Source organism: Streptomyces sp. BE303, assembly GCF_036290945.1.
Classification (GTDB): domain Bacteria; phylum Actinomycetota; class Actinomycetes; order Streptomycetales; family Streptomycetaceae; genus Kitasatospora.
Map to the genome: position 1 here is coordinate 180778 of NZ_JAQYWZ010000540.1, position 21842 is coordinate 202619.

General features: G+C 73.6%; 20 protein-coding genes. 7 read left to right on the forward strand and 13 right to left on the reverse strand.

Going from position 1 to position 21842, the window contains the following annotated elements:
• Positions 1 to 218: 218 nt before the first annotated feature.
• From PUR56_RS12130 to PUR56_RS12145, 4 genes are read right to left on the reverse strand one after another with little or no spacing between them, the layout of a single operon-like run.
• Complete coding sequence (locus PUR56_RS12130; protein WP_380519551.1) at positions 219 to 1325, reverse strand: ROK family glucokinase; 1107 nt, start codon at positions 1323 to 1325, stop codon at positions 219 to 221.
• A complete protein-coding gene (locus PUR56_RS12135; RefSeq protein WP_329948886.1) occupies positions 1322 to 2284 on the reverse strand; it encodes an ATP-binding cassette domain-containing protein in 963 nt (320 codons plus the stop codon). The genes PUR56_RS12130 and PUR56_RS12135 overlap by 4 nt, the downstream gene beginning before the upstream one ends.
• Positions 2281 to 3312 carry an ABC transporter permease gene (locus tag PUR56_RS12140; RefSeq protein WP_329948887.1) on the reverse strand — a complete coding sequence of 344 codons (1032 nt, stop codon included), beginning with the start codon at positions 3310 to 3312 and terminating at the stop codon, positions 2281 to 2283. Before PUR56_RS12140 ends, PUR56_RS12135 begins: the two co-directional genes overlap by 4 nt.
• Entirely contained in the window at positions 3309 to 4325 is a 1017-nt protein-coding gene (locus PUR56_RS12145) for a substrate-binding domain-containing protein (protein ID WP_329948888.1), read from the reverse strand. Before PUR56_RS12145 ends, PUR56_RS12140 begins: the two co-directional genes overlap by 4 nt.
• A 355-nt stretch (positions 4326 to 4680) precedes the next feature.
• Between PUR56_RS12145 and PUR56_RS12150 the strand changes: the two genes are divergently transcribed.
• Positions 4681 to 5808, forward strand: coding sequence for an alpha/beta hydrolase (locus PUR56_RS12150; protein ID WP_329948889.1), 1128 nt, complete (start codon positions 4681 to 4683; stop codon positions 5806 to 5808).
• A gap of 141 nt (positions 5809 to 5949) precedes the next feature.
• On the opposite strand, the gene PUR56_RS12155 is transcribed toward PUR56_RS12150, so the two are convergent.
• Positions 5950 to 7542, reverse strand: coding sequence for a PucR family transcriptional regulator (locus PUR56_RS12155; protein WP_329948890.1), 1593 nt, complete (start codon positions 7540 to 7542; stop codon positions 5950 to 5952).
• A 421-nt stretch (positions 7543 to 7963) separates the two neighbouring features.
• Between PUR56_RS12155 and PUR56_RS12160 the strand changes: the two genes are divergently transcribed.
• From PUR56_RS12160 to PUR56_RS12180, 5 genes are all read left to right on the forward strand, one after another.
• Complete coding sequence (locus tag PUR56_RS12160) at positions 7964 to 8851, forward strand: FAD binding domain-containing protein (RefSeq protein WP_329948891.1); 888 nt, start codon at positions 7964 to 7966, stop codon at positions 8849 to 8851.
• Positions 8848 to 9336, forward strand: a complete 489-nt coding sequence (locus tag PUR56_RS12165) for a (2Fe-2S)-binding protein (RefSeq protein ID WP_329880469.1) — start codon at positions 8848 to 8850, stop codon at positions 9334 to 9336. Before PUR56_RS12160 ends, PUR56_RS12165 begins: the two co-directional genes overlap by 4 nt.
• Positions 9333 to 11729: a xanthine dehydrogenase subunit D gene (pucD, locus tag PUR56_RS12170; protein WP_329948892.1), complete on the forward strand. Its 2397-nt coding sequence runs from the start codon at positions 9333 to 9335 to the stop codon at positions 11727 to 11729. Before PUR56_RS12165 ends, pucD begins: the two co-directional genes overlap by 4 nt.
• Before the next feature lie 288 nt (positions 11730 to 12017).
• Positions 12018 to 13508 carry an NCS2 family permease gene (locus tag PUR56_RS12175; RefSeq protein WP_329948893.1) on the forward strand — a complete coding sequence of 497 codons (1491 nt, stop codon included), beginning with the start codon at positions 12018 to 12020 and terminating at the stop codon, positions 13506 to 13508.
• Positions 13509 to 13659: 151 nt separating this feature from the next.
• Entirely contained in the window at positions 13660 to 14859 is a 1200-nt protein-coding gene (locus PUR56_RS12180; protein WP_329948894.1) for an XdhC family protein, read from the forward strand.
• A 60-nt stretch (positions 14860 to 14919) separates the two neighbouring features.
• Here the strand turns inward: PUR56_RS12180 and PUR56_RS12185 are convergent, their stop codons facing one another.
• Complete coding sequence (locus PUR56_RS12185) at positions 14920 to 15216, reverse strand: hypothetical protein (RefSeq protein ID WP_329880474.1); 297 nt, start codon at positions 15214 to 15216, stop codon at positions 14920 to 14922.
• Positions 15217 to 15374: 158 nt separating this feature from the next.
• Here PUR56_RS12185 and PUR56_RS12190 point away from each other — a divergent pair, with 158 nt between their 5' ends.
• A complete protein-coding gene (locus PUR56_RS12190; RefSeq protein WP_329948895.1) occupies positions 15375 to 15668 on the forward strand; it encodes a hypothetical protein in 294 nt (97 codons plus the stop codon).
• A 10-nt stretch (positions 15669 to 15678) separates the two neighbouring features.
• On the opposite strand, the gene PUR56_RS12195 is transcribed toward PUR56_RS12190, so the two are convergent.
• The 7 genes from PUR56_RS12195 to PUR56_RS12225 form a co-directional block, all read right to left on the reverse strand.
• The gene (locus tag PUR56_RS12195) at positions 15679 to 16308 is read right to left on the reverse strand and encodes a LysE family translocator (RefSeq protein ID WP_329880477.1); all 630 of its coding nucleotides are present in this window, start codon (positions 16306 to 16308) and stop codon (positions 15679 to 15681) included.
• Positions 16309 to 16408: 100 nt separating this feature from the next.
• Positions 16409 to 16540: a hypothetical protein gene (locus PUR56_RS12200; RefSeq protein WP_329948896.1), complete on the reverse strand. Its 132-nt coding sequence runs from the start codon at positions 16538 to 16540 to the stop codon at positions 16409 to 16411.
• A 58-nt stretch (positions 16541 to 16598) separates the two neighbouring features.
• Positions 16599 to 16796 (reverse strand): type II toxin-antitoxin system VapB family antitoxin, encoded by a 198-nt coding sequence (locus PUR56_RS12205; RefSeq protein ID WP_329880480.1) that lies wholly within the window; start codon positions 16794 to 16796, stop codon positions 16599 to 16601.
• A 72-nt stretch (positions 16797 to 16868) separates the two neighbouring features.
• Positions 16869 to 18665 carry an SDR family oxidoreductase gene (locus PUR56_RS12210; protein ID WP_329948897.1) on the reverse strand — a complete coding sequence of 599 codons (1797 nt, stop codon included), beginning with the start codon at positions 18663 to 18665 and terminating at the stop codon, positions 16869 to 16871.
• Complete coding sequence (locus PUR56_RS12215) at positions 18662 to 19558, reverse strand: M24 family metallopeptidase (protein ID WP_329948898.1); 897 nt, start codon at positions 19556 to 19558, stop codon at positions 18662 to 18664. The genes PUR56_RS12210 and PUR56_RS12215 overlap by 4 nt, the downstream gene beginning before the upstream one ends.
• Positions 19559 to 19588: 30 nt before the next feature.
• On the reverse strand, positions 19589 to 20722 hold the full coding sequence (locus tag PUR56_RS12220; RefSeq protein WP_329880484.1) for a PDR/VanB family oxidoreductase: 1134 nt from the start codon (positions 20720 to 20722) through the stop codon (positions 19589 to 19591).
• A 96-nt stretch (positions 20723 to 20818) separates the two neighbouring features.
• A complete protein-coding gene (locus PUR56_RS12225; protein ID WP_329880486.1) occupies positions 20819 to 21733 on the reverse strand; it encodes a metal-dependent hydrolase in 915 nt (304 codons plus the stop codon).
• Positions 21734 to 21842 lie beyond the last annotated feature (109 nt).

The window sequence follows — 21842 nt, forward strand, 5'->3', positions numbered from 1 at the left end:
GCCGCCGCTCCCCGGCGCCGCCCGTCCTGCCCCGCGCCCCTGGTGGCATCGGCGCGGGGCGCACGTCGGCCGGAGGGACCACCACGACGGGCGGAGGCTCCACCACCCCGGGCAGTTCCTCGGCCGGCTGACGCGTCCCTGCGGGGCGCTCCCTGAGCAGGAAGTCGGCCGGGCCGACTTCCTGTGCTCCGGCCCGCCGCCCGGCCGCCTTGCAGGGCCTACGGGAGGGTGCGTTCGACCCGGCGCCGCTTGATGGTGCGGAAGCGTCGGGCGACCTGGCGGGCGAGGTCGGCGGCGCCGACCAGGCCCGCCTCGTTGCCGAGCGCGGCGTGCACGATGGTCGCCTCCGGGCGGAAGCCGCGGCCGGTCAGGGCGCGGCGGAAGGTGTCCCGCGCGGGGCCGAGGAGGAGGTCACCGGCCTCGGAGACGCCGCCGCCGATGACGAAGCGGCCCGGGTCGAGGGCCGCGGCCAGATTGGCGATGCCGACCCCGAGCCAGGTGCCGACCTCGTAGAGCAGTTCGGTGGCGGTCGGGTCGCCGGCCCGCGCGGCCTCGGTCACCAGCGGGCCGGTGATGCCCTCGATCACGCCGCCGGCCCGCGCCAGCAGCGGCTGGACCACCGGGGACTCCTCGACCACCAGCTCGCGGGCGTCGCGGACCAGCGCGTTGCCCGAGGAGTACTGCTCCCAGCAGCCCCGGTTGCCGCACGGGCACCGGTGACCGCCGGGCACCACCTGCATGTGCCCGAACTCGCCCGCCAGCCCGTACCTGCCCCGGTCGACGAAGCCGTCGCGGACGACGGCGCCGCCGATGCCGGTCCCCAGGGTGAGCATCACCATGTGGTCCTCGCCCCGGCCGGCGCCGAACCGCCACTCGGCCCAGGCGGCGGCGTTGGCGTCGTTCTCGACGATCACCGGGAACCTCAGCCGTTCGCTGAGCGCCTGCTGGAGCGGCTCGTTGCGCCAGTTCAGGTGCGGGGCGAAGAGCACCGTGGCCCGGTCGGCGTCCACCCAGCCGGCCGCACCGATGCCGACCGCGTGGACGTCGTGCCGGTCGGCGAGCCGGAGCACCAGCTCGACGATGACGTCCTCGACCACCCGGGGGCTCTTGGACTTGTCCGGGGTGTCCGTGCGCAGCTTCTCCAGCACCTTGCCCTCGCCGTCGACCACGCCGGCGACGACCTTGGTGCCGCCGATGTCGACGCCGATGGTCGGCAGCCTCAGCAGGCCGGCGGGCAGGGAGCGGCGGCGGCGTTCGGCGCGCGGGCCGAGGCCGAGCAGGGTGGGCAGGACCGGAGGCCGGGTGGTGCCTTGGGGGCTGGTCACGGCTGCGGGCGCTCCTCGGCTGAGTCGGTGGACGCGGGATCGGCGGACGCGGGGCGAGGGGACCGCGGGTCGCCGGACGCGGGATCGGCGGACGCGGGGCGGGGGGACCGCGGGTCGCCGGGCGCGGGATCGGCGGCCGGGCCGGGGGCGGTGGGCCGGGCCAGCTCGTGGGAGAGCTCGGCGAGGTCGGAGCCGCCGGCCATCTCGGTGGTGAGCTGTTCGAGGCCGATCTCCGCCCTGGCGTGGCTGCCGGCCATCCGACCGCGCCTGAGCAGGGTGAAGTGGTCACCGACCAGGTACGCGTGGTGCGGGTTGTGGGTGATCAGCACCACGCCGAGACCGGCGTCCCGGGCGGCGGTGACGTACTTGAGCACCACTCCGGACTGCTTGACGCCGAGCGCGGCGGTCGGCTCGTCCAGGATGAGCACCCTGGCGCCGAAGTGCACGGCGCGGGCGATCGCCACGCACTGGCGCTGGCCGCCGGAGAGGGTGCCGATCGGCCGGTCGACGTCGGGCAGGTCGATGCCCATGTCGGCGAGCGCGCTCCGGGTGGTGGCGCGCATGCCGTCGGCGTCCAGCCGCAGCCCGCCCCAGCGCTTGTAGCCCTGCTCGGAGCCGAGGAAGAAGTTCCGCCAGACGGGCATCAGGGGCACCACGGCGAGGTCCTGGTAGACGGTGGCGATGCCGCGGTCGAGGGCCTGGCGCGGCGAGTCGAAGCGGACCTCCTCGCCGCCCACCGTGAGGGTGCCCGCGTCGTGCCGGTGCAGCCCGGCGATGATCTTGATCAGCGTGGACTTCCCGGCGCCGTTGTCACCGAGCACGCAGCTGATCTCGCCGGACCGCAGGGTCAGCGAGACGTCCTCCAGCGCACGGACCGTGCCGTACGTCTTGCCGACGCCTTCGAGGGCGAGCAGCTCGGTGCCCGGGGCGGGCGCCGTCGTCGTGTCAGGCACGTTCATCGCGGCCCCCGTTCGGCACGGCGCTTCACCCAGGAGTTGAGCAGGGCCGCGAGCAGCAGCATCCCGCCGAGGAAGAACTTGAACCAGTCCGGGTTCCACTGGGCGTAGATGATGCCCTTACTGGCCATGCCGAAGATCAGCGCGCCGAGCGCGGAGCCGGCCACCGAGCCGTAGCCGCCGGTGATCAGGCAGCCCCCGATGACGGCCGCGACGATGTAGATCAGCTCGTTGCCGACGCCCTCGCCGGACTGCACGGTGTCGAAGGAGAACAGCAGGTGCTGGCCGAGCACCCAGGCGCCGAAGCCGACGAACAGGTAGAGCACGGTCTTCGTGCGGGCGACCGGGACGCCGACCGCGCGGGCCGCGTCCGCGTCGCCGCCGACCGCGAACACCCAGTTGCCGAAGCGGGTGCGCAGCAGTATCCAGCTGCCGACGAGCAGCAGGCCGAGCCACCACCAGACGGTGGCCTTGATCGTCAGGCCGCCCACCGTCACCTCGGAGGCGAACAGCCAGCGGCAGGAGGCGAAGCCCTCCATGTCGGAGATCGGCTTGGTGGAGACGGTGCCGGAGACCAGCTTGGTGACGCCGAGGTTGGCGCCGGTGAGCATCAGGAAGGTGCCGAGCGTGACGATGAAGCTCGGCAGCTTGGTGCGGGCCAGCATCCAGCCGTTGAACAGGCCGACGGAGAGCGTCACTCCCAGGGAGACCAGCACGCCCACCCAGGTCACCGCGGTGAGCTGGTAGGAGACCATCGAGGAGGTGAGCGCGGCGGTGGTGACCAGCACGCCGGCGGACAGGTCGAACTCGCCGCCGATCATCAGCAGCGAGACCGGCACGGCCATGATCCCGATGGTGGAGGCCGCGTACAGCACGGTGCCCAGCGAGGAGACCCGCAGGAACGGTTCGGCGACCGCGGCGAAGACCAGGAAGACCGCGGCGGCGGCGATCAGCGCGCCCAGTTCGGGCCGGGCGGCCAGCCTGCGCAGCGCCGCCGGGCGGTCCTGGGCCAGGACGTCCGAGGTGCTCAACGCGTCCCCCTCGCCACGTACTCGGCGAGCGCGTCGGCGTTCTCCCGGGTGAGGATCTGCGGGCCGGTGGCGACCGGCTTGCCCCCGCCGAGCATGTCGAGGTTGGAGCGGTAGAGCCAGAGCAGGTCGACGCCCTCGTAGCCCTGGAGGTAGGGCTGCTGGTCGACGGCGAAGCCGACGGAGCCGGACTTGAGGCCGGACACCACCTGGGTGCCCAGGTCGAAGGTGTCGAGCTCGACCTGGCGGCGGGCGTCCTGGACGGCCTGCAGGCCGGTGGCGGCCATCGGGCCGGAGAGGGTGAGCACGGTGTCGATGCCCTGGTCGGACTGGAGCTTGGCGGAGATCGCCGCGCGGGCGTCCGGCATGTTGACGCCGTCCACGTAGAGCACCTGGAACGGGCCGCCGGACTTGGCCTGGGCACCGGAGCAGCGCTGTTCCTGCCCCACGTTGCCCTGCTCGTGGATCACGCAGAGGACGTTCTTGCGGCCGCGGGCGGCCAGCTCGGCGCCGGCGGCCTGGCCGGCGGTGGACTCGTCCTGGCCGATGTGGGTGAGCGCGCCGAACCGGGCGGAGTACTCCTGGCCCGAGTTGATGGTGATCACCGGGATGCCGGCGGCCTTGGCCTTGCCGAGCACGTCGGCCATCGCCTCGCCCTTGGCGAGCGTGACCAGCAGGCCGTCGACCCGCTGGTCGATGGCGGCCTGGACGAGCTGGACCTGGTTCTGGGTCTGCGCGTCGTTGGAGTACAGGAAGGTGATGTTGTCCTTGGCGGCGGCCTGCTCGGCGCCCTTGCGCACGGTGTCCCAGAAGGCGTCGCCGGCGCCCGCGTGGGTCACCATGGCCACCTTCCAGCGGGGGGTGGTGACGGCGCCGCCGGCGGCCGAGGCCTGGGCGCGGGCCTGCTCGGCGCGTCTGCCTCCGGTGCTGCTGCAGCCGGCGACGGCGACCAGGAGGGCCAGGACGGCGCAGGCGGGCAGGAGCCGGCGGAGGGGACCAGTGCGGGTTGTGCTCATCCCCCTAGTCTCGCTGCCCGGCGGACGCGGCTTCGCACCGCCTCGCCCGGCGACCGGATCCGTACGGGCGGTATCGTGCCCTGCGGGGGATTCCTGGGAGTCCGCTGGACGCGACGTCCGGGCAGAGGCTGCCAGGGTGGCAGACTAGGGCGGGCCCGAAAAGGGAGCAGCGCGTAAACGTGATGTTCCTCTCAGGTTTCGCACAGATTCGGACGGCAACCGATCCCCGTTTCAGGCCGTCTGATGCCATTGAGGTGGCGTTCCGGGCGAGTGGGGCCCGGGCGGCTTCCAACCCGGATACGAGAACTTCATGCAACTGACAGGTACGCCATTCTTCATCTGCACGGTCATTCTCGTGCCGATCTCCATCGCGGTGGCGATGCTGCTCTGGGGCAAGGTCCGAGGGCCGCAGCCGGTGCGTGTCCTGTCCAGGCTCGCGATGCTCGTGTTCTGCCAGGTCACGGCCGTGATCATGGTCTTCGTCATGGTCAACAACGCCAACCTGATCTACGGCAGCTGGGACGACCTGCTCGGCACCGGCAAGCACGTCCGGGCGGTGCCCGCCGTCCCGCCGGCCGACCCGGGCGCGGCGAACGGCACCGGGCCGGCCCCGACCCCCGGGGCCACCGGCGCACCGGCGGGCGGCGGGGACGCCAAGCCGCCGGCCACCAAGGTCCAGCAGGCCTTCCGCGGCGTCGACGACCCGAAGGTGCCGGGCGACGTCCAGAAGACCGACCTCAAGGGCCAGCTCTCCGGCGTCGACGGCGAGGTGCTGGTCTGGCTGCCGCCGCAGTACAACGACCCGGCGTTCAAGGACAAGAAGTTCCCGGTGGTCGAGCTGATCCCCGGCTACCCGGGCTCCTCCTCCACCTGGTACGGCACGCTGAAGGTCTCCGAGCAGCTCAAGCCGCTGATGCAGCAGGGCAAGGTGGCGCCGTTCATCCTGGTCTCGCCGCGCACGCTGCTGCTGGGCAACCGCACCGACGCGGGGTGCACCGACATCCCGGGCAAGGTCAACGCGGACACCTGGCTGACCCGTGACGTCCCGCAGATGATCCTGGACAACTTCCGGGCCGACCCGTCCGCCGACCGCTGGGCGATCGCCGGGTACTCGGCCGGCGCGCACTGCGCCTCCAAGCTCTCGCTGGCCCACCCCAACCGCTACCGGGCGGGGATCAGCCTCTCCGGCTACAACGACCCGGCGACCGAGAAGGACTCGCTGGTCGGCAAGGACCCGGCGCTGCGCGAGGCCAACAACCCGGTCACCATCGTCAAGCACGCCGCCCAGCCGCCGAAGGTGGCGCTCTACGTCTCCGGCAACAAGGGCGACGGCTTCGAGGACGGCCAGGCCATCGCGGCGGCGGCGAAGGCGCCGACCACCGTCCAGGCGGTCGAGACCACCGGCCCGCACTCCAGCGACGTCTGGAAGGACATGGTGCCGGGCGTCTTCGAGTGGCTGACCGGCGTCATCCCGGTCCAGTAGCCCCCCGACGGGTCACGGTCCGCCCGGCGGACACGACGGACACCCGGACACGACGGACACGACGAACACGCGGTCATGGCGAGGCCCCCGGAGCACGGTGCTCCGGGGGCCTCGTCTCCGTCCGGGCGGCGGCCGGCCCGGTCAGGCCAGTTCGAGGGCCAGGTAGAAGTCCACCCGGTCCTCCAGCCGGGACAGGTCGCGGCCTGTCAACTCCTCGATCCGGCCGATCCGGTAGCGAAGCGTGTTGACGTGGACGTGGAGCTGCGCGGCGCACCGCGTCCACGAGCCGTCCGACCGGAGGAACGCCTCCAGGGTGCGGACCAGGTCGGCCTGGTGCTCGATGTCGTAGGCGATCACCGTGTCCAGCAGCCGGCTGCGGAACGCCCGGCGGACCTCGTCCGGGACGGCGGCCAGCAGCAGCACGTGCGAGGCGAGTTCCTCCGGCCCGGCCACGCAGACCCGGCCGACCCGGGCGGCGGCGATCCGGCGGGCGTGCCGGGCCTCCTCCAGCGCGCCGCGCAGGCCGCCCGCCTCGGAGGCCGGGGCGGAGACGCCGAGGGTGATCCGGCCCTCCGAGCCGAGCCCGGCGTCCAGCGGGGCGAGCAGTTCGCGCAGGGTCTCGGCGGGCACCGCGCTCTCCAGGGCGGGCATCACCACCACCGCGCCGGTGCCGGCCCCGGCGACCAGCGCGCGGTCGGTGGTGCCGTTGAGAGCTTCCTCCAGGATCGCGCGCACCGCGCCCTCCGGCAGGCCGGTGCCCTCGGCGCTGAGCACCAGCCAGGAGCCGTCCGGCGTCTGCGGCCCGGGCTCGGGGCTCTCGTAGCGGGCGGCCATCGCCGAGGACGCGTACAGGGTGCGGCTGATCTCCGCCGGGTCGGCGTCCCGCTGGAGCAGGGTCAGCACCTCGTCGGCGAGGCGGCGGCGCAGCCGGCGCCCCTCGTCCCGGCGGTGCCGCTCGGCGGCGACCAGCCGGGCCAGGTTCTCGGCGAGCTGCTGGCGCTTGCCGGTCCATTCGGTGACGTCACCGGCCACCACCAGCACCCAGTCGGCGAGCGGCGCCTGCGTCTCGGGGGCGACGGGCGCCGGCAGCAACGAGTACGGGCCGACGGCCAGCCGGGCCCGGTGCGGCGGGCGGCGGCGCTGGCGCTGCGCGGCCAGATGGGCGCGGACCAACTGGTCGCGGTCCGCCGCGGGGAGCCGGTCCGCGGGGCCGGCGATCACCGCGCCGGTCGGGGTGAGCACCCAGCAGTCGAGGTCGAGGTCACCGCCGAGCAGGTCGAGGACGGCGTCCAGGCCGCCGCCGCCCGCGGCGGAGACCAGCAGCCGGTGCCGGTCGACCAGGGCCGACAGGTCGGCGGCCCGGTCCGCGGAGACCTGGCGGCCGACGAACTCGGTGACGGTGCCGAAGGCGATGTCGTCGGGTACGGCCAGCAGCGGCATCCGGTGCCGCCGACAGGCCTCCACCAGGTCCTCGGGGACCGGCCCGACCTCGGCCTCGCCCGCCGCCAGGGCGACCGCCCCGCCCGCCACGATCGTCCGTACGAACCGCTCGGAGTCGGCCGGTCCGGTGCGCCAGAGCATGCCGGTGAGGACCAGCTCGCCGCCGTGCAGGTACCGGCCCGGGTCGTGCAGGTCGGTCGTCATCACACCGCTGACCTGCCGGTCCAGCTCGTCCTCGGCCGCGAGCAGGCGCAGGCGCGGGGCGCCGGGGGCGAGCAGATCACGGACACGCATCCGCGGGCTCCTAACGGGCTGGGGGTGGGGGAACGGGACCGGGCGTCCGGTCCGGGGTGACAGTGTGCCCGAACACGCGTGCTCGGTGTTACGTCCCAACGGGTGCCCGGATCACGGGGTCGCGGCTCGGAAATCACGGCCGGATCACGGTCGTGGGTGGCACTCGGCGCACGGCTGGGCTGCGACGTCGTTCTCCTTAGAGGAACGTACAGGATGCCGGGCGGGACCACAGCCGGGGCTTCATGCCATCGGTGACTGCCAGTGGGCCCCGTCACAGCGGTTCACTGGCCACACGCCGCCGGACACACTCCGGTGACCGGGGCCCGACGCGGAGGGAACGACGCGGCGAGCACGGCCCGAACACACGGTCCGGGCACTGTGCCCACCCGTCCGGCCGGAAACGACTTGAGGAGACACCCGCATGGAGTTCCTTCGGCCCGCCACCTGGGACGAGGCGCTCGCGGCGAAGGCCGAGTACCCGGCCGCGCTGCCCATCTCGGGCGGCACGGACGTCATGGTCGAGATGAACTTCGACGTGCACCGGCCACCCGCGATTCTCGACCTGAACCGCGTCACCGAGCTCACCGAGTGGACCGACGACGGCGAGGTCGTCCGGCTCGGCGCAGCCGTCCCCTACAGCCGCATCATCGACGAGCTGTCCGGCCCGCTGCCGGGTCTCGCACTCGCCGCCCACACCGTCGGCTCGCCGCAGATCCGCAACCGGGGCGGCGTGGGCGGGAACCTCGGCGCGGCCTCGCCGGCCGGCGACTCCCACCCGGCGCTGCTGGCCGCCGGCCGCGACGTGTTCGTCGAGGCGGCCTCGGTGCGCGGCACCCGGCTGATCCCGATCGACGACTTCTACGTGGGGGTGAAGCGCAACTGCCTGGAGGCCGACGAGCTGATCCGCGCCGTGCGGATCCCGGTCGCGGACGGCCCCCAGCAGTTCTCGAAGATCGGCACCCGCAACGCGATGGTGATCGCGGTCTGCGCGTTCGGCTTCGCCCTGCACCCGGGGACCGGCACCGTCGGGACCGGGATCGGCTCGGCCGCCCCCACGCCGCGCCGCGCCGTCGAGGCCGAGGAGTACCTGCGGGACGTGCTCGCCGAACGCGGCCTCTGGGAGACCGGTGAGCTGCTGGGCGCCGAGGTCGTCCAGCGGTTCGGCGAGCTGGTCAAGGGCGCCGCCTCCCCGATCGACGACGTCCGGGGCACCGCCGACTACCGGCGGCACGCGCTCGCCGTGATGGCGCGGCGCACCCTCACCTGGACCTGGAACGACTACCGCAAGCAGATCAGGAGCGCGGCATGAGGGTCACTTTCACCGCCAACGGCCGGCCGGTCGAGGCCGACGACGTCTGGGAGGGCGAGAGCCTGCTCTACGTGCTGCGCGAGCGGGTCGGCCTGCCCGGTTCGAAGAACGCCTGCGAGCAGGGCGAGTGCGGTTCCTGCACGGTCTACCTGGACGGGGTGCCGGTCTGTTCCTGTCTGGTCGCGGCCGGCCAGGTGCAGGACCGCGAGGTGCGCACCGTCGAGGGGCTCGGTGGCGAGGACGGCGAGCTGGGCCTGGTCCAGCAGGCGTTCGTCGACGCCGGCGCCGTCCAGTGCGGCTTCTGCACCCCCGGCCTGCTGGTGCAGACGGACGCGCTGCTGGAGGAGGACGCGCAGCCGTCCGACTCCGACATCCGGGAGGCGCTGTCGGGCAACCTGTGCCGCTGCACCGGCTACGAGAAGATCATGGACGCGGTGCGGCTGGCGTCCGCCCGCAAGTGCGCGGGTAAGGCGGTCGCGGAATGACCACGCGTTCGAGCGCGCGGAACGCCGCGCGCAGCATCCAGGGGCAGAAGAACCTCCAGGACATCCGGCAGTCCAGCAAGGACGGCATCGGCGGCTCGCCGCTGCGTCCCGACGGCACGCTGAAGGTGCGCGGCGAGTTCGCGTACTCCTCGGACCTCTGGCACGAGGACATGCTCTGGGGCACGGCGCTGCGCTCGCCGCACCCCCGGGCCACCATCCTGAGCGTGGACGTCTCCGAGGCGCTCACCGTGCCCGGCGTCTACGCGGTCCTCACCCACGAGGACATCCCCGGCACCAAGTACTACGGACTGGAGATCGCCGACCAGCCGGCGCTGGCGATCGACAAGATCCGCTACCACGGCGAGGCGATCGCGCTGGTCGCGGCCGACCACCCGGAGACCGCCCGGCGCGCGATGAAGAAGATCAAGGTCGAGTACGAGGTGCTCACCCCGATCGTCACCGAGGAGCAGTGCCTCGACCCGGAGACGCACGGCTACGTGCACGAGCCGCACGAGTACAAGTCGCACGCCCACGGCAACATCTGCCACGAGCAGCGGCTGGTCTCCGGCCGCGGCGTGACCGACGAGGTGCGGGCGCTCGCCGACGTCGTCGTCACCGGCACGTACGAGGTCGGCATGCAGGACCAGGCCTTCCTCGGCCCGGAGTCCGGGCTGGCCGTGCCCGCCGAGGACGGCGGCATCGACCTCTACGTCGCCACCCAGTGGCTGCACGTGGACCGCCAGCAGATCGCGCCGGTGCTCGGCCTGCCGGAGGAGAAGGTCCGGCTCACCCTGGCGGGCGTCGGCGGTGCCTTCGGCGGTCGCGAGGACCTCTCGATGCAGATCCACGCCTGCCTGCTGGCCCAGCGCACCGACAAGCCGGTCAAGATCGTCTACGCCCGGGACGAGTCCTTCTTCGGCCACGTCCACCGCCACCCGGCGAGGATGTTCTACGAGCACGGCGCCACCCGCGACGGCAAGCTGGTCTACGCCGACGCCCGGATCGTGCTCGACGGCGGCGCGTACGCCTCCGCCTCGCCCGCCGTGGTCGGCAACGCGGCCTCGCTCGGACACGGTCCGTACGTGATCCCGAACGTGCGGATGCACGCCGTCGCGCTGTACAGCAACAACCCGTCCTGCGGGGCGATGCGCGGCTTCGGCGCCGTCCAGGCCGCGTTCGGCTACGAGACCCAGATGGACCGGCTCGCCGCCGAACTCGGCATGGACCCGGTCGAACTCCGGCAGCTCAACGCGGTGCAGCAGGGCGACCTGATGCCCACCGGCCAGGAGATCGACGCGCCCGCACCGGTCGCCGAACTGCTCCGGCGGGTCAAGGACATGCCGCTGCCCCCGCCGCTCGACCTCGACGACCTGGACGTCCGGCAGCTGCCCGGCGCGCTCTCCAACACCTCGCACGGCGAGGGCGTCGTGCGCGGCGTCGGCTACTCCGTCGGCATCAAGAACGTCGGCTTCTCCGAGGGCTTCGACGACTACTCGACCGCCCGGGTGCGGCTGGAGGTGATCGGCGGCGAGCCGGTCGCCCTGGTGCACACCGCGATGGCCGAGGTCGGCCAGGGCGGCGTCACCGTGCACGCGCAGATCGCCCGCACCGAGCTCGGCGTCGAGCAGGTCACCATCCAGCCGGCCAACACCGAGGTCGGCTCGGCCGGTTCGACCTCGGCCTCGCGGCAGACCTACATGACCGGCGGCGCCGTCAAACTCGCCGCCGAGGCGGTCCGGCACGCACTGATCGAGAAGGGCCGGGGCCGCTACGGCTGGTCCCAGAACGACATCACGCTGGTCGGCGGCAAGGTGGTCTCGGCGTCGGCCGGCCCGCTGGTCTCCATGGTCGACCTGCTCGGCGACGAGGCGATCGACCTCACCCGGGAACACCACCACCGGCCGACCGTGCCGTTCGACAAGGAGACCGGGCAGGGTTTCGGCCACGTCCAGTACACCTTCTGCGCGAACCGCGCGGTGGTCGACGTGGACATCGAGCTGGGCCTGGTCAAGGTGGTCGAGCTGACCGCCGTCCAGGACGTCGGCAAGGCCCTCAATCCGCTCTCCGTGGTCGGCCAGATCCAGGGCGGCTGCACCCAGGCGCTCGGACTGGCCGTGATGGAGGAGATCATCGTGAAGGACGGGAAGGTGCGCAACGCCTCCTTCACCGACTACCTGATCCCGACCATCCTCGACACCCCGCCGATCCCGGTCGAGATCCTCGAACTCCCCGACCCCAACGCGCCGTACGGGCTGCGCGGAGTGGGTGAGGCGCCGACCGTCTCGGCGACGCCGTCCATCGTGGCCGCCATCCGCAACGCCACCGGCCTGGCGCTCCACCGGATCCCGGTCCGGCCCGAGCACCTGACCACCGAACGGCCCGGGGCGCTGTAGCCACCGGACCCGAGGACCTCCCCGGGGCGGCGACCGTCTTCCCCGCCGCCCCGGGGCCGCACCACCGGCACGTCACCGAACCACCGCACCCCTGCGCCCTCGCACCCTCGCGTCACCGCACCCTCGCGTCACCGCAGCACGGACCGCCGCCTCCCACGCCGGGGCTCGGCGGCGGCCCGGACCACCCGCGCACCAGTGAGTCGAAACGTCCCCCTGTGCCACAGCTTCGTTGACTGGCTGTCAGGTCGGCTCGCCCACCCCAACCCCCTTTGACACTTGGGAGTGGACATGACCAGGATCCCCACGGAGCCCGGCACCACTGAAGACAGACCCACCGAGTCCACCGAGGACGGCGCCCCCACGCCGGCCGCGGCCGCCCCGCCCAGGAACGCCCTGGACGCCTACTTCAAGATCTCCGCCCGGGGATCGACCCTCGCCAACGAACTCCGCGGTGGCGTCACCACGTTCATGGCGATGGCCTACATCATCCTGCTCAACCCGCTCATCCTGGGCGGCGCCGACGTCACCGGCGTCAAGCTGGACCACGCCGCGCTCACCACCGCCACCGCGCTCGCCGCCGCCGTCACCACGATCCTGATGGGCGTGGTCGGCAACGTCCCGCTCGCGCTCGCCGCCGGCCTCTCCGTCTCCGGCGCCATCTCCGCGCTGGTCGTCCCGCACACGACCTGGCCGCAGGCGATGGGCCTGTGCGTCATCTACGGCCTGCTGATCGTGCTGCTGGTGGTCTCCGGCCTGCGCGAGAAGATCATGAACGGCATACCCCTGCCGCTCAAGCACGCCATCACCATCGGCATCGGCCTCTTCGTCACCGTCATCGGCCTCTTCAAGGCCGGGTTCACGCACACCGGCGGACCCACCCCGCTGTCGCTCGGCCCGGCCGGCGAACTCGCCGGCTGGCCGGTCCTGGTCTTCTGCGTCACCCTGCTCGCCATCTTCGTCCTGATGGCCCGCAACGTGCGCGGCGCGATCCTCATCGGCATCGCCGGCGGCACCGTCCTCGCGGTGATCGTCAACAAGGCGGCCGGCGTACCCGCCGGGGCCTGGCGCAACTCCGTGCCCGTCTGGCCCGGATCCCCCGTCTCCGCACCCGACTTCGGCCTCTTCGGCGACGTCGACCTGTTCGGCGCCTTCGGCGGCTCGGGCATGGGCGCGATCAGTGCCTCGGTCGCCGTCTTCACCCTCGTCCTCGCCGGGTTCTTCGACGCGATGGCCACCATCATCGGCGTCGGCACCGAGGCCGGCCTCGCCGACAAGCGGGGCCGGATGCCCGGCCTCTCCAAGGCGCTGTTCATCGACGGCGCCGGCGGCGCGGTCGGCGGTCTGGCCGGCGCCTCCGGCCAGACCGTCTTCGTCGAGTCCGCCACCGGGGTCGGCGACGGGGCCCGCACCGGCCTCGCCTCCACCGTCACCGGCGGGCTCTTCGCCCTGATGCTGTTCTTCTCGCCGCTGGCCGGCATCGTCCCGGTCGAGGTCGCCTCCGCCGCCCTCGTCGTCATCGGCTCGATGATGATGAGCCAGGCCCGGCACATCGACTGGTCCGACCGCGACGTGGCCATCCCCGCCTTCCTCACCTGCGTCCTGATGCCGTTCACCTACAGCATCACCGCCGGGGTCGCGGCCGGCGTCATCTCCTACACGGTGATCAAGGCCGGCCGGGGCAAGTGGCGCGAGCCCGGCGCGCTGATGTGGATCCTGACCGCCCTCTTCGTCGTCTACTTCGCGCTCACCCCGGTCAAGTCCTGGCTGGGTGTGCACTGACCGACCCGTCCGAAGCGGTACCGCCGCCGTACGGGATCGTTCTCCCGTACGGCGGCCCGGTCCGTCGGCCGACCCTTCCGTCCGTGACCCTTCCGTCCGCGCCCGCCGGTCCCTCTCCGGCTACCCTCGAAAGCGACAAGGAGCTCCCGCCATGCAGGACATCGCCGAGCAGCTGCAGGCCTGGCACGCGTCCGGCCGCGCCTTCGCCGTGGCCACGGTGGTCGGGGTCTCCGGCAGCGCGCCGCGCGACCCCGGTGCCGCGCTCGCCGTCGACGAGGCCGGCGAGGCGATCGGGAGCGTGTCCGGCGGCTGCGTCGAGGGCGCCGTCTACGAGCTCTGCCGGGCCGCCCTGGAGTCCGGCCGGCCCGTCCTGGAACGCTTCGGCTACAGCGACGAGGACGCCTTCGCCGTCGGCCTGACCTGCGGCGGCGTCATCGACGTCTTCGTCCAGCCGGTCGTCCCCGGCGCCGACCCGGCCCTCGACACCGGCCTCGCCGCCGTCGCCGCGGGCACCCCGGTCGCCCTCGCCCGTGCCGTCGCCGGCCCCGCCGCCCTGCTCGGCGCCACCCTCACCGTCACCGCCGACACCCACCACGGCGCCCTCTCCCCCGCCCCCTCCACGGTGGCCGCCCTGGAACGGGCCCTGGTCACCGAGGCCCGGGCCATGCTCGACGCCGGCCGCACCGGACAGCTGGTGCTCGGCCTCGACGGACGCCCCTGCGACGAGCAGGACCGGGGCACCGTGACCTTCTTCGTCGAGTCCTACGTGCCCCCGCCGCGGATGCTGGTCTTCGGCGCGATCGACTTCGCGGCGGCGGTCGTCCGGATCGGCAAGTTCCTCGGCTACCACGTCACCGTCTGCGACGCCCGCCCCGTCTTCGCCACCCGGCAGCGCTTCCCCGACGCCGACCGGGTCGTCGTCGACTGGCCGCACCGCTACCTCGACACCCAGCTCGACCGGCTCGACGGCCGCACCGTGCTCTGCGTGCTCACCCACGACGCCAAGTTCGACATCCCGCTGCTGGAGCGCGCGTTGCGGCTGCCGGTCGGCTACGTCGGCGCGATGGGCTCCCGCCGCACCCACCGCGACCGGGAGGCCCGGCTGCGCGCGAGCGGCCTGTCCGACGCCGAGATCGGCCGGCTGCGCTCCCCCATCGGTCTGGACCTCGGCGCCCGCACCCCCGAGGAGACCGCCGTGTCGGTCGCCGCCGAGATCGTCGCCCACCGCAGGGGCGGCAGCTGCCTGCCGCTCAGCGCCGGGGACGGGCCGATCCACCACGACCTGGCGCTCGCGGACGCCCCGGCGGACGCGGCGGAGCCGGGGAGCGTGCGGAAGCCGCACGCGGCCTGACCCGACGGGCCGCATCGGGTCGGGAACAGGTCAGGCCCGGTCAGGAACTGATCGGGTCGGTCAGGTCACCACGCTGTAGGCCTCGCAGATCAGCGGGGGCGCCGACGGGATCCCGATCTCGCGGAGGATCGGCAGCAGCACCGTCCCGAACTGCTCGAACGCCTCCCGGGACTCCCAGACGTCGGTGACGTGCCAGCCGCGACCGTCCGGATTCGGCCCCGACACGTGCAGCACCAGCCCGCGCACCGGCCAGTCGGCGGGACTGTTCAGCCCCGCGCCGCCGGTCAGCCGGTCCACCGCCTCCTCGTACTGCGCCTGGGAGAGTTCGGGGAAGTCGAAGGTCACGATGATCGCCATGAGGTGCTCCTGTCCGCGCCGGGGTGGCGATCCCAGTGCAGCCCGCGACCCACCGGGCGGCCATCCGGCGCCGCCGCCCGGGTGACGTTGCGTGGCCGCCGGGGCAGCGGGAGCCTGGAGAGGAGGACTCACCGCGAGCCTGCGGAAGGAGCACCGCCATGCGTGCCCTGCTGGAGATCGAGCTCGACACCGCGACGGCCAACCAGGTCGTCAGGGACGGCGCCGTCGCCGAGAAGTTCGACCGGATCATGGCCGGTCTGAAGCCCGAGGCCGTCTACGCCTTCGCCCGCAACGGCCGGCGCTGCCAGATCGCCGTCATCGACGTACCCGACGAGGCCGCGCTGCCGTCCGTCTGCGAGCCGTTCTGGCTGGAGTTCAACGCCTCCGTCGACGTGCACCTCTGCATGGACACCGACCAACTGCGCGAGGGCCTGCGCCGTCTCGGCAGCTGAACCGGCGACGCTAGGGCGTGTCCGAGACCGCCAGCCGCACGCCGAAGCCCAGCACCACCAGCCCGGTCACCCGGTCCATCGCCCGGCGCGCGGCCGGCCTGCGCAGCCAGCCGCGCAGCACCTGGGCGAAGCCCACCAGGACCGCCGACCAGAGCAGCCCCTCCGCGACGTGCACGCAGGTCAGCGCCACGCCCGCGGCGAAGTGCGGCGCCCCCGCCGGGATGAACTGCGGCAGCACCGCCACGTAGAAGACGCCGACCTTGGGGTTGAGCAGGTTGGTCAGCGTGCCGCGCCGCCAGCCGTGCGCCAGCCCGCCGCCGGACGGCTGCGCCTCCTCCGGCTCGGCGTCGCCTCCCTTGCTCCGGAGCATCCCGATCCCCAGCCACACCAGGTACGCGGCGCCCGCCCACCGCAGGATCTCGTACGCCAGCTGGGAGGCGGTGAGCAGCGCGGTGACGCCCGCCGAGGTCAGGGTGCCCCAGAGCAGCGTCCCGGTCTGGATCCCCAGCACCACGCCCCACGCCTGCCGCCGGTGCCCCAGCGCGGACGTGCGCAGGACCAGCGCGGTGTCGAGCCCGGGCGTGAGGGTCAGCAGCCCCACGACGAAGGCGAAGGACCAGAGTGCGGTGCTCATCTCCATGGTCCGTGATCGTACGGGCCGCCCCGCCCGCACACGGACGCCCTGCGCGGCGGCCCCGGCGGCGGGGCGGACGAGCGTCCGCTCCCCGCCGGGCACGACGTCAGTCGGCCGTCCCGGGTGGAACGACCCGAATGCGCAGGGCATCCGCCTTGGAACGGGCGCTGTGCACGATCTCCAGCTCGACAGCACCGCAGACGGCGAGCAGCCCGGCGTTGTGGAGCGGTTCGATCACCGCTCGAACCGCCGGCTTCGGGTACCGCGCGAATGCCGACTTGTCGATCAGAAAGCGCTCACTCACCGTGGTCCGCCGAACCGGTGAGGTCAGGCAGACCCCCTTCGGCAAGCCAGTTGAGGAAGGACTCACGCTTCCGACGGTTGACCGCGTCCTCCAGGGCGGCATTGACCGTCGCCACCTTGGTGGTCGTCCCGAAGATCTCTGCGGCCTCGGCCAGCAGCTCGTCCTTGACGTCTATCACCGTGCGGGTCACAGCGGACCTCCGGGGATCGAAGAGCCTGTGGTGATATCGAAATTCACCGTATCCGATATCTCGGCCGCGGGATCAGGTCACGTTGAGGCGGGCGGCCAGGCGGAGCAGGCCCGGGGAGAGGCGGGAGAGGAAGCGGGCGGCCTTCGCCTCGGGCGTCACGGGGACGACGGCCTTCCCGGTCCGTACCGCGTGCAGGACGGCGGTGGCGACCTTCTCGGGCGGGAAGCCGCGGCGGGCGTAGAGCCTGGCGGCACGGGCCTGCTTGGCGGCCTGCTGGTCGGCGGTGGTCGCGGAGAAGGTGGAGGTGCGGGTGATGTTGGTGTTGACGATGCCGGGGCAGATCGTGGAGACGCCGATGCCGTGGCCGGCCAGCTCGGCACGCAGGCAGTCGGAGAGCATGAAGACGGCGGCCTTGCTGGTGGCGTAGGCGGTGAGCGCCTTGGACGGCAGGTAGGCGGCGGCCGACGCCAGGTTGACGATGTGACCGCCCTCGCCGCGGTCGGCCATCAGGCTGCCGAACGCCCGGCAGCCGTGGATGACGCCCCAGAGGTTGACGTCGAGGACGCGCTGCCACTCCTTCTCGGTCGTCTGGAGGAAGGTCCCGGAGTGGCCGATGCCCGCGTTGTTGACGATCACGTCCGGCACCCCGTGCTCGGCGGCGACCTGCTGGGCGAAGGCGTCGACCGCGGCGCCGTCGCTGACGTCGACCCGGTAGGCGTGGGCGGGCGGCCCGATCAGGGCGGCGAGTTCGGCGGTGCGGCGGGCCGCGTCCAGGTCGAGGTCGCAGACCACCACCCGGGCACCGTCCTCGGCGAAGGCGAGCGCGGTGGCCCGGCCGATGCCGCTGCCACCGCCGGTGACGACGACGAGCCGGCCGTCCCCGGCGGCAGCGGCGGCGCGGTCCTCGGGGGCGTCCTGGCCGGCCTCGGTGCGGGCGACGTGTTCACGGACCATCCGGGCCACGGCGGTTCCCTTCTCCAGCAGTGCGGACCAGTGGGTGGCGTGCAGGGTCCGGCGGGTCAGCCGCGGCACCCAGCGCTCCAGGCCCTCGGAGAGGTAGGTGCCCACGTAGTGGTCCCGGGTGAGGGTGATCAGCTGGACCGGCACCTCGGTGGGCCGTTCGCGCGGGTTGCGCAGCGCGGGCCGCATGTTGGCCCGGTACAGCTCGATGCCTCGCACCGCGTCCCGGCGCAGCGTGGGCTGCGGGTGGCCGGGGCGCGGGCTGACGCCCTCCAGGTCGCGCAGCACCCGGGGCCAGGCGCGGGCGAGGCCGAGCCGCCAGACGCCGGGGGCGAGGAAGGGCAGGTGGAAGGCGGTGATGTACCAGGAGTGGGCGCCCTGGGCGAGCAGTTGCCTCAGGTGGCGCGGGGTGGGGCGGCGGAAGCGGTCGCGGAGCCAGAACCCCATGTGGTCCAGGCAGGGCCCGGACATGGTGGTGTAGGAGGCGAGCCGTCGTTCGGCACCGGGGGTGGTGACGGCCTCCCAGGACTGCAGCGAGCCCCAGTCGTGGGCGACGACGTGCACCGGGCGGTCCGGGCTGACCGCGTCGGCGACGGCGAACAGGTCGTCGGCCAGCTGTTCCAGGCGGTAGCCCTCGCGGCCGGCCGGGACGCCGGAGGCGCCTGCGCCCCGGACGTCGTAGCGGACGACGTGGTGGTCGCGGGCGAGGTCGGCGGCGACGTCGTCCCAGACCGCGTGGGTGTCCGGGTAGCCGTGGACCAGCAGGACGGTGGGGGCGCCCGGGTCGCCGTCCTCGAAGACGGCGAGCGGCAGGCCCCCGGAGTGGACGGTCCGGCGGCGGGAGGCGGCACGGTGCGGCACCCGGGGGGCGGGGTGCCCGGCGCGTCCGGTGTCGCGGCTGGTCGTCATCGGGTCGCCTCCTGAGCGGTCGCGGTGGTCGCGGTCGCGGTGGTCGTGGTGGTCGCGGCGGCGCCTGCCGCGGTCCAGCGGCGGACGTGCGGGAGGTCGTCGTCGAGCCAGTACGCGTCGTCCTCGGTGACCACCAGCAGCTCCTCGAACTTGATGCCGACCTCCCGGAAGCCGATGTGCGGCTCCACCGCCCAGAGGCCCGGGGTGGGCGCGTGCCGGGAGGAGCGGCCGTCCGCCCAGAGCGGGGAGCGGCCGTGCAGGCGCTCGCTGATCAGCTCGCGGCCGAGCGTCTGGAGTGTACGCACCCCGAAGCCGAACACGTTCACCCCCGCCGGGCCGCGGGCGGTCGTCCGGGTGACCTGATGGCCGATCACCCGGCCCGGGTAGACGCGGTGGCGGTTGTCGTAGCCGTGCGCCTCGATCTGCGCGTCGACCGCCGCGTACACGTCGGCGAGCGGCCTGCGGGCGCGGACCTCGGTGAGGATCAGCTCGCGGTAGACCCGGAGGTCGGCGGCGAGGCGGTCCCACACGCGGTTCTCGCCGACCTTGCCGCCGTAGCCGATGTCGGCGGTGTAGCCGTCGACGACGGGCGCACAGTCCAGCACGTACGGCATGCCCTCCGTCAGCCGGCGGTTGCCGGCGAAGAACTGCAGCGGCGTGTGGAAGTGCCGGAACGCCGTCCGGTCGCCGAACCAGGCGAACGGCACGTGGAAGAAGTCCTGCACACCGGCCGCGACCAGCCGGCGGCGCAGCCGGGCGGTCGCCTGCCGCTCGGTGACCCCGGGTTCGATCCAGGCGGCGACCTCCTCGGCGCAGTGGTAGGCGAGCTGCTGGGTCTCCCGGAAGCGGGCGAGGTCGTGCTCGGTGTAGGGGAAGGCGGGGGTGCGCGGCACGGCGGGGGCTCCTTCTGGGGGATCGGCGGCCTACGGCCGGTCGGACGGGTCCTGCGCCCGGGGCCGGCCGGGCGCACCGAGGTCGAGCACCAGGGTCTCGCCCGCGGCGGCCCGGGAGACGCAGGGCAGCAGGGCGCCGGCGGCCCGCTGTTCGGCGGTGAGGCGGCGGTCGCGGTGGTCGGGGGTGCCGGCCAGCAGCCGGACCTCGCAGGTGCCGCAGAAGCCCTGGTGGCAGGAGTACGCCAGGTCGGGGCGGGCCTCCCGGAGCACGTCCAGGGCCGAGCGGTCGGCCGGGACGTCGAGGGCCGGTCCGTCGGTGCCGAGGCGGACGGTGAACGGCTCGCCGTCGGTGATCGGCGCGGCGCCGAACCGTTCGAAGTGCAGGGAGGCGGCGGGCGATCCGTCGAGGGCCCGCTGGACGGCGGCGAGCATCGGGGCCGGGCCGCAGCAGTAGACGGCCGCACCGCGCGGGGCGCGGGCGAGGAGCTCGGCCCCGGTGGGCGGGCCGCCGTGCTCGTCGTCGGTGCGCAGGTGGACCCGGTGCGGGTCGAGGGCCCGCAGCTCCTCGGAGAACGGGAGGGTACCGGCGCTGCGGCCGACGTGGACGAGGTGCCAGTCCAGGCCGTGCCGCCGGGCCTCGCGGGCCATCGGGAGCAGCGGGGTGATGCCGATGCCGCCGGCCACCAGGAGGACCGCCGGTTCGGCGCAGAAGGCGAAGCCGTTGCGGGGACGGCGGGCGGTGAGCCGGGTGCCGGGGTGGAGGGTGTCGTGGACCTCGGCGGAGCCGCCGCCGCCCGCGGGCAGGTGCCGGACCGCGATCCGGTAGGCGGCGGGGTCGGCCGGGTCGCCGCAGAGGGAGTAGTGGCGCTCGCGGCCGGACGGCAGCACGAGCCGCAGGTGGGCGCCGGGCTGCCAGGGCGGGAGGGGACCGCCGGAGGGGTCCGCGAGGGTGAGTTCGACGACGTCGGTGGCGGCCGGGCGCCGGGCGGTGACGACCAGTTGGAGCGCCGGGGTGGGGCGGCCGGGCGGGCGGCGGGGGTTGCGCCGGAGCAGCGGGCTGCCGAGGGCGGGGCTGTAGCGGTCGCCGAAGGCGGTGAGGAAGCGGAAGAAGGTGTCGGCGCGGGGGCGGCCGTAGAGGTCGGGGGGTGGGGTGCGCAGATCCATCCGGCGGGGTCCTTGGGTCCTTGGGTCCTGGGCGGCGGGTGGGCCGGGGGCGGGTGGGCCGGCGGCGGGCCCCGGGGGCGGGGACCGCCGTCCCCGTCAGCGGCCGGCGGCGGCGCGGGCGGCCGGGGAGGTGGCGAGGTAGCCGAGGGCCTGGCTGGAGGACCCCTCCTGGGTGGGGTGGTAGCCGGGCCGGAGGTAGCGCAGGCCGGAGCGGATCGAGGTGAGCGGGTCGGGCAGCAGTCCGCGCCTGGCGATCCGGCCGGCCTCGCGCCAGGTGGGCCTGATCCGGCCGTCGAGGGTCGGGTCGGCGGCGAGCAGGAAGCGGGCGCCGCGCACCCAGAGGTGGACGAGGAGCGGCCCGGAGATCGCCATGCCGCGGATCCGCCGCAGGTAGCCGGGGTCGAGGTGGACCATCAGGTCGTAGGCGACGCTGCGGTGCTCGACCTCCTCGGCGCCGTGCCAGCGCAGCAGGTCGAGCATGGTCGGGTCGGCCTCGGCCCGGTCCAGGCCCGGGGAGTTGAGCGCCCAGTTGCCGAGGAAGGCGGTGAAGTGCTCGATGGCGGCGACGAACGCGACCCGCTCGATGATGTTCTCGCGCTGCCGGGCGGGCGTCAGCCCGGGCTTGTCGCCGAGGACCCGCTGGAACAGCCAGGAGATCTGACGCACGTACGGGCGGGGGTCGAGGCCCTGCCCGAGCAGGTGGTCGAGGACCTCCTGGTGGGCCTCGGCGTGGATGGCCTCCTGGCCGATGAAGCCGAGCACCTCGTCCCGCAGCTGCTCGTCCCGGATCATCGGCAGGGCGTCCTTGAACACCTTGACGAACCAGCGCTCGCCCTCCGGGAGGAGGAGGTGCAGGACGTTGATGACGTGGGTGGCCATCGGCTCGTCGGGAATCCAGTGCAGCGGCAGTCCGGACCAGTCGAAGCGGACGTCGCGGGGCTCCAGGACGAGGCTCTCGTGCACCCGGACGGCCGGCGCGGCGAGGGCGGGAACGGGGGTGGGGCTGGGCATGACGGGGCCCTCCTGACCTGCGGGTGGCGGCTCGTGGCGGCTCGACCCGGCAAAACGTACTCGCGGGTAGTGCGCGCCACAAGAGGTTCGACACCTCTTATCGACATCG

Bases quoted from the DNA above. Each gene is read 5' to 3' on its own strand.
- PUR56_RS12135 (WP_329948886.1), bottom strand. From the start codon at position 2,284: ATGAACGTGCCTGACACGACGACGGCGCCCGCCCCGGGCACCGAGCTG.
- PUR56_RS12145 (WP_329948888.1), bottom strand. From the start codon at position 4,325: ATGAGCACAACCCGCACTGGTCCCCTCCGCCGGCTCCTGCCCGCCTGC.
- PUR56_RS12155 (WP_329948890.1), bottom strand. From the start codon at position 7,542: ATGCGTGTCCGTGATCTGCTCGCCCCCGGCGCCCCGCGCCTGCGCCTG.
- PUR56_RS12160 (WP_329948891.1), top strand. From the start codon at position 7,964: ATGGAGTTCCTTCGGCCCGCCACCTGGGACGAGGCGCTCGCGGCGAAG.
- PUR56_RS12165 (WP_329880469.1), top strand. From the start codon at position 8,848: ATGAGGGTCACTTTCACCGCCAACGGCCGGCCGGTCGAGGCCGACGAC.
- pucD (WP_329948892.1), top strand. From the start codon at position 9,333: ATGACCACGCGTTCGAGCGCGCGGAACGCCGCGCGCAGCATCCAGGGG.
- PUR56_RS12175 (WP_329948893.1), top strand. From the start codon at position 12,018: ATGACCAGGATCCCCACGGAGCCCGGCACCACTGAAGACAGACCCACC.
- PUR56_RS12180 (WP_329948894.1), top strand. From the start codon at position 13,660: ATGCAGGACATCGCCGAGCAGCTGCAGGCCTGGCACGCGTCCGGCCGC.
- PUR56_RS12185 (WP_329880474.1), bottom strand. From the start codon at position 15,216: ATGGCGATCATCGTGACCTTCGACTTCCCCGAACTCTCCCAGGCGCAG.
- PUR56_RS12190 (WP_329948895.1), top strand. From the start codon at position 15,375: ATGCGTGCCCTGCTGGAGATCGAGCTCGACACCGCGACGGCCAACCAG.
- PUR56_RS12195 (WP_329880477.1), bottom strand. From the start codon at position 16,308: ATGGAGATGAGCACCGCACTCTGGTCCTTCGCCTTCGTCGTGGGGCTG.
- PUR56_RS12210 (WP_329948897.1), bottom strand. From the start codon at position 18,665: ATGACGACCAGCCGCGACACCGGACGCGCCGGGCACCCCGCCCCCCGG.
- PUR56_RS12220 (WP_329880484.1), bottom strand. From the start codon at position 20,722: ATGGATCTGCGCACCCCACCCCCCGACCTCTACGGCCGCCCCCGCGCC.
- PUR56_RS12225 (WP_329880486.1), bottom strand. From the start codon at position 21,733: ATGCCCAGCCCCACCCCCGTTCCCGCCCTCGCCGCGCCGGCCGTCCGG.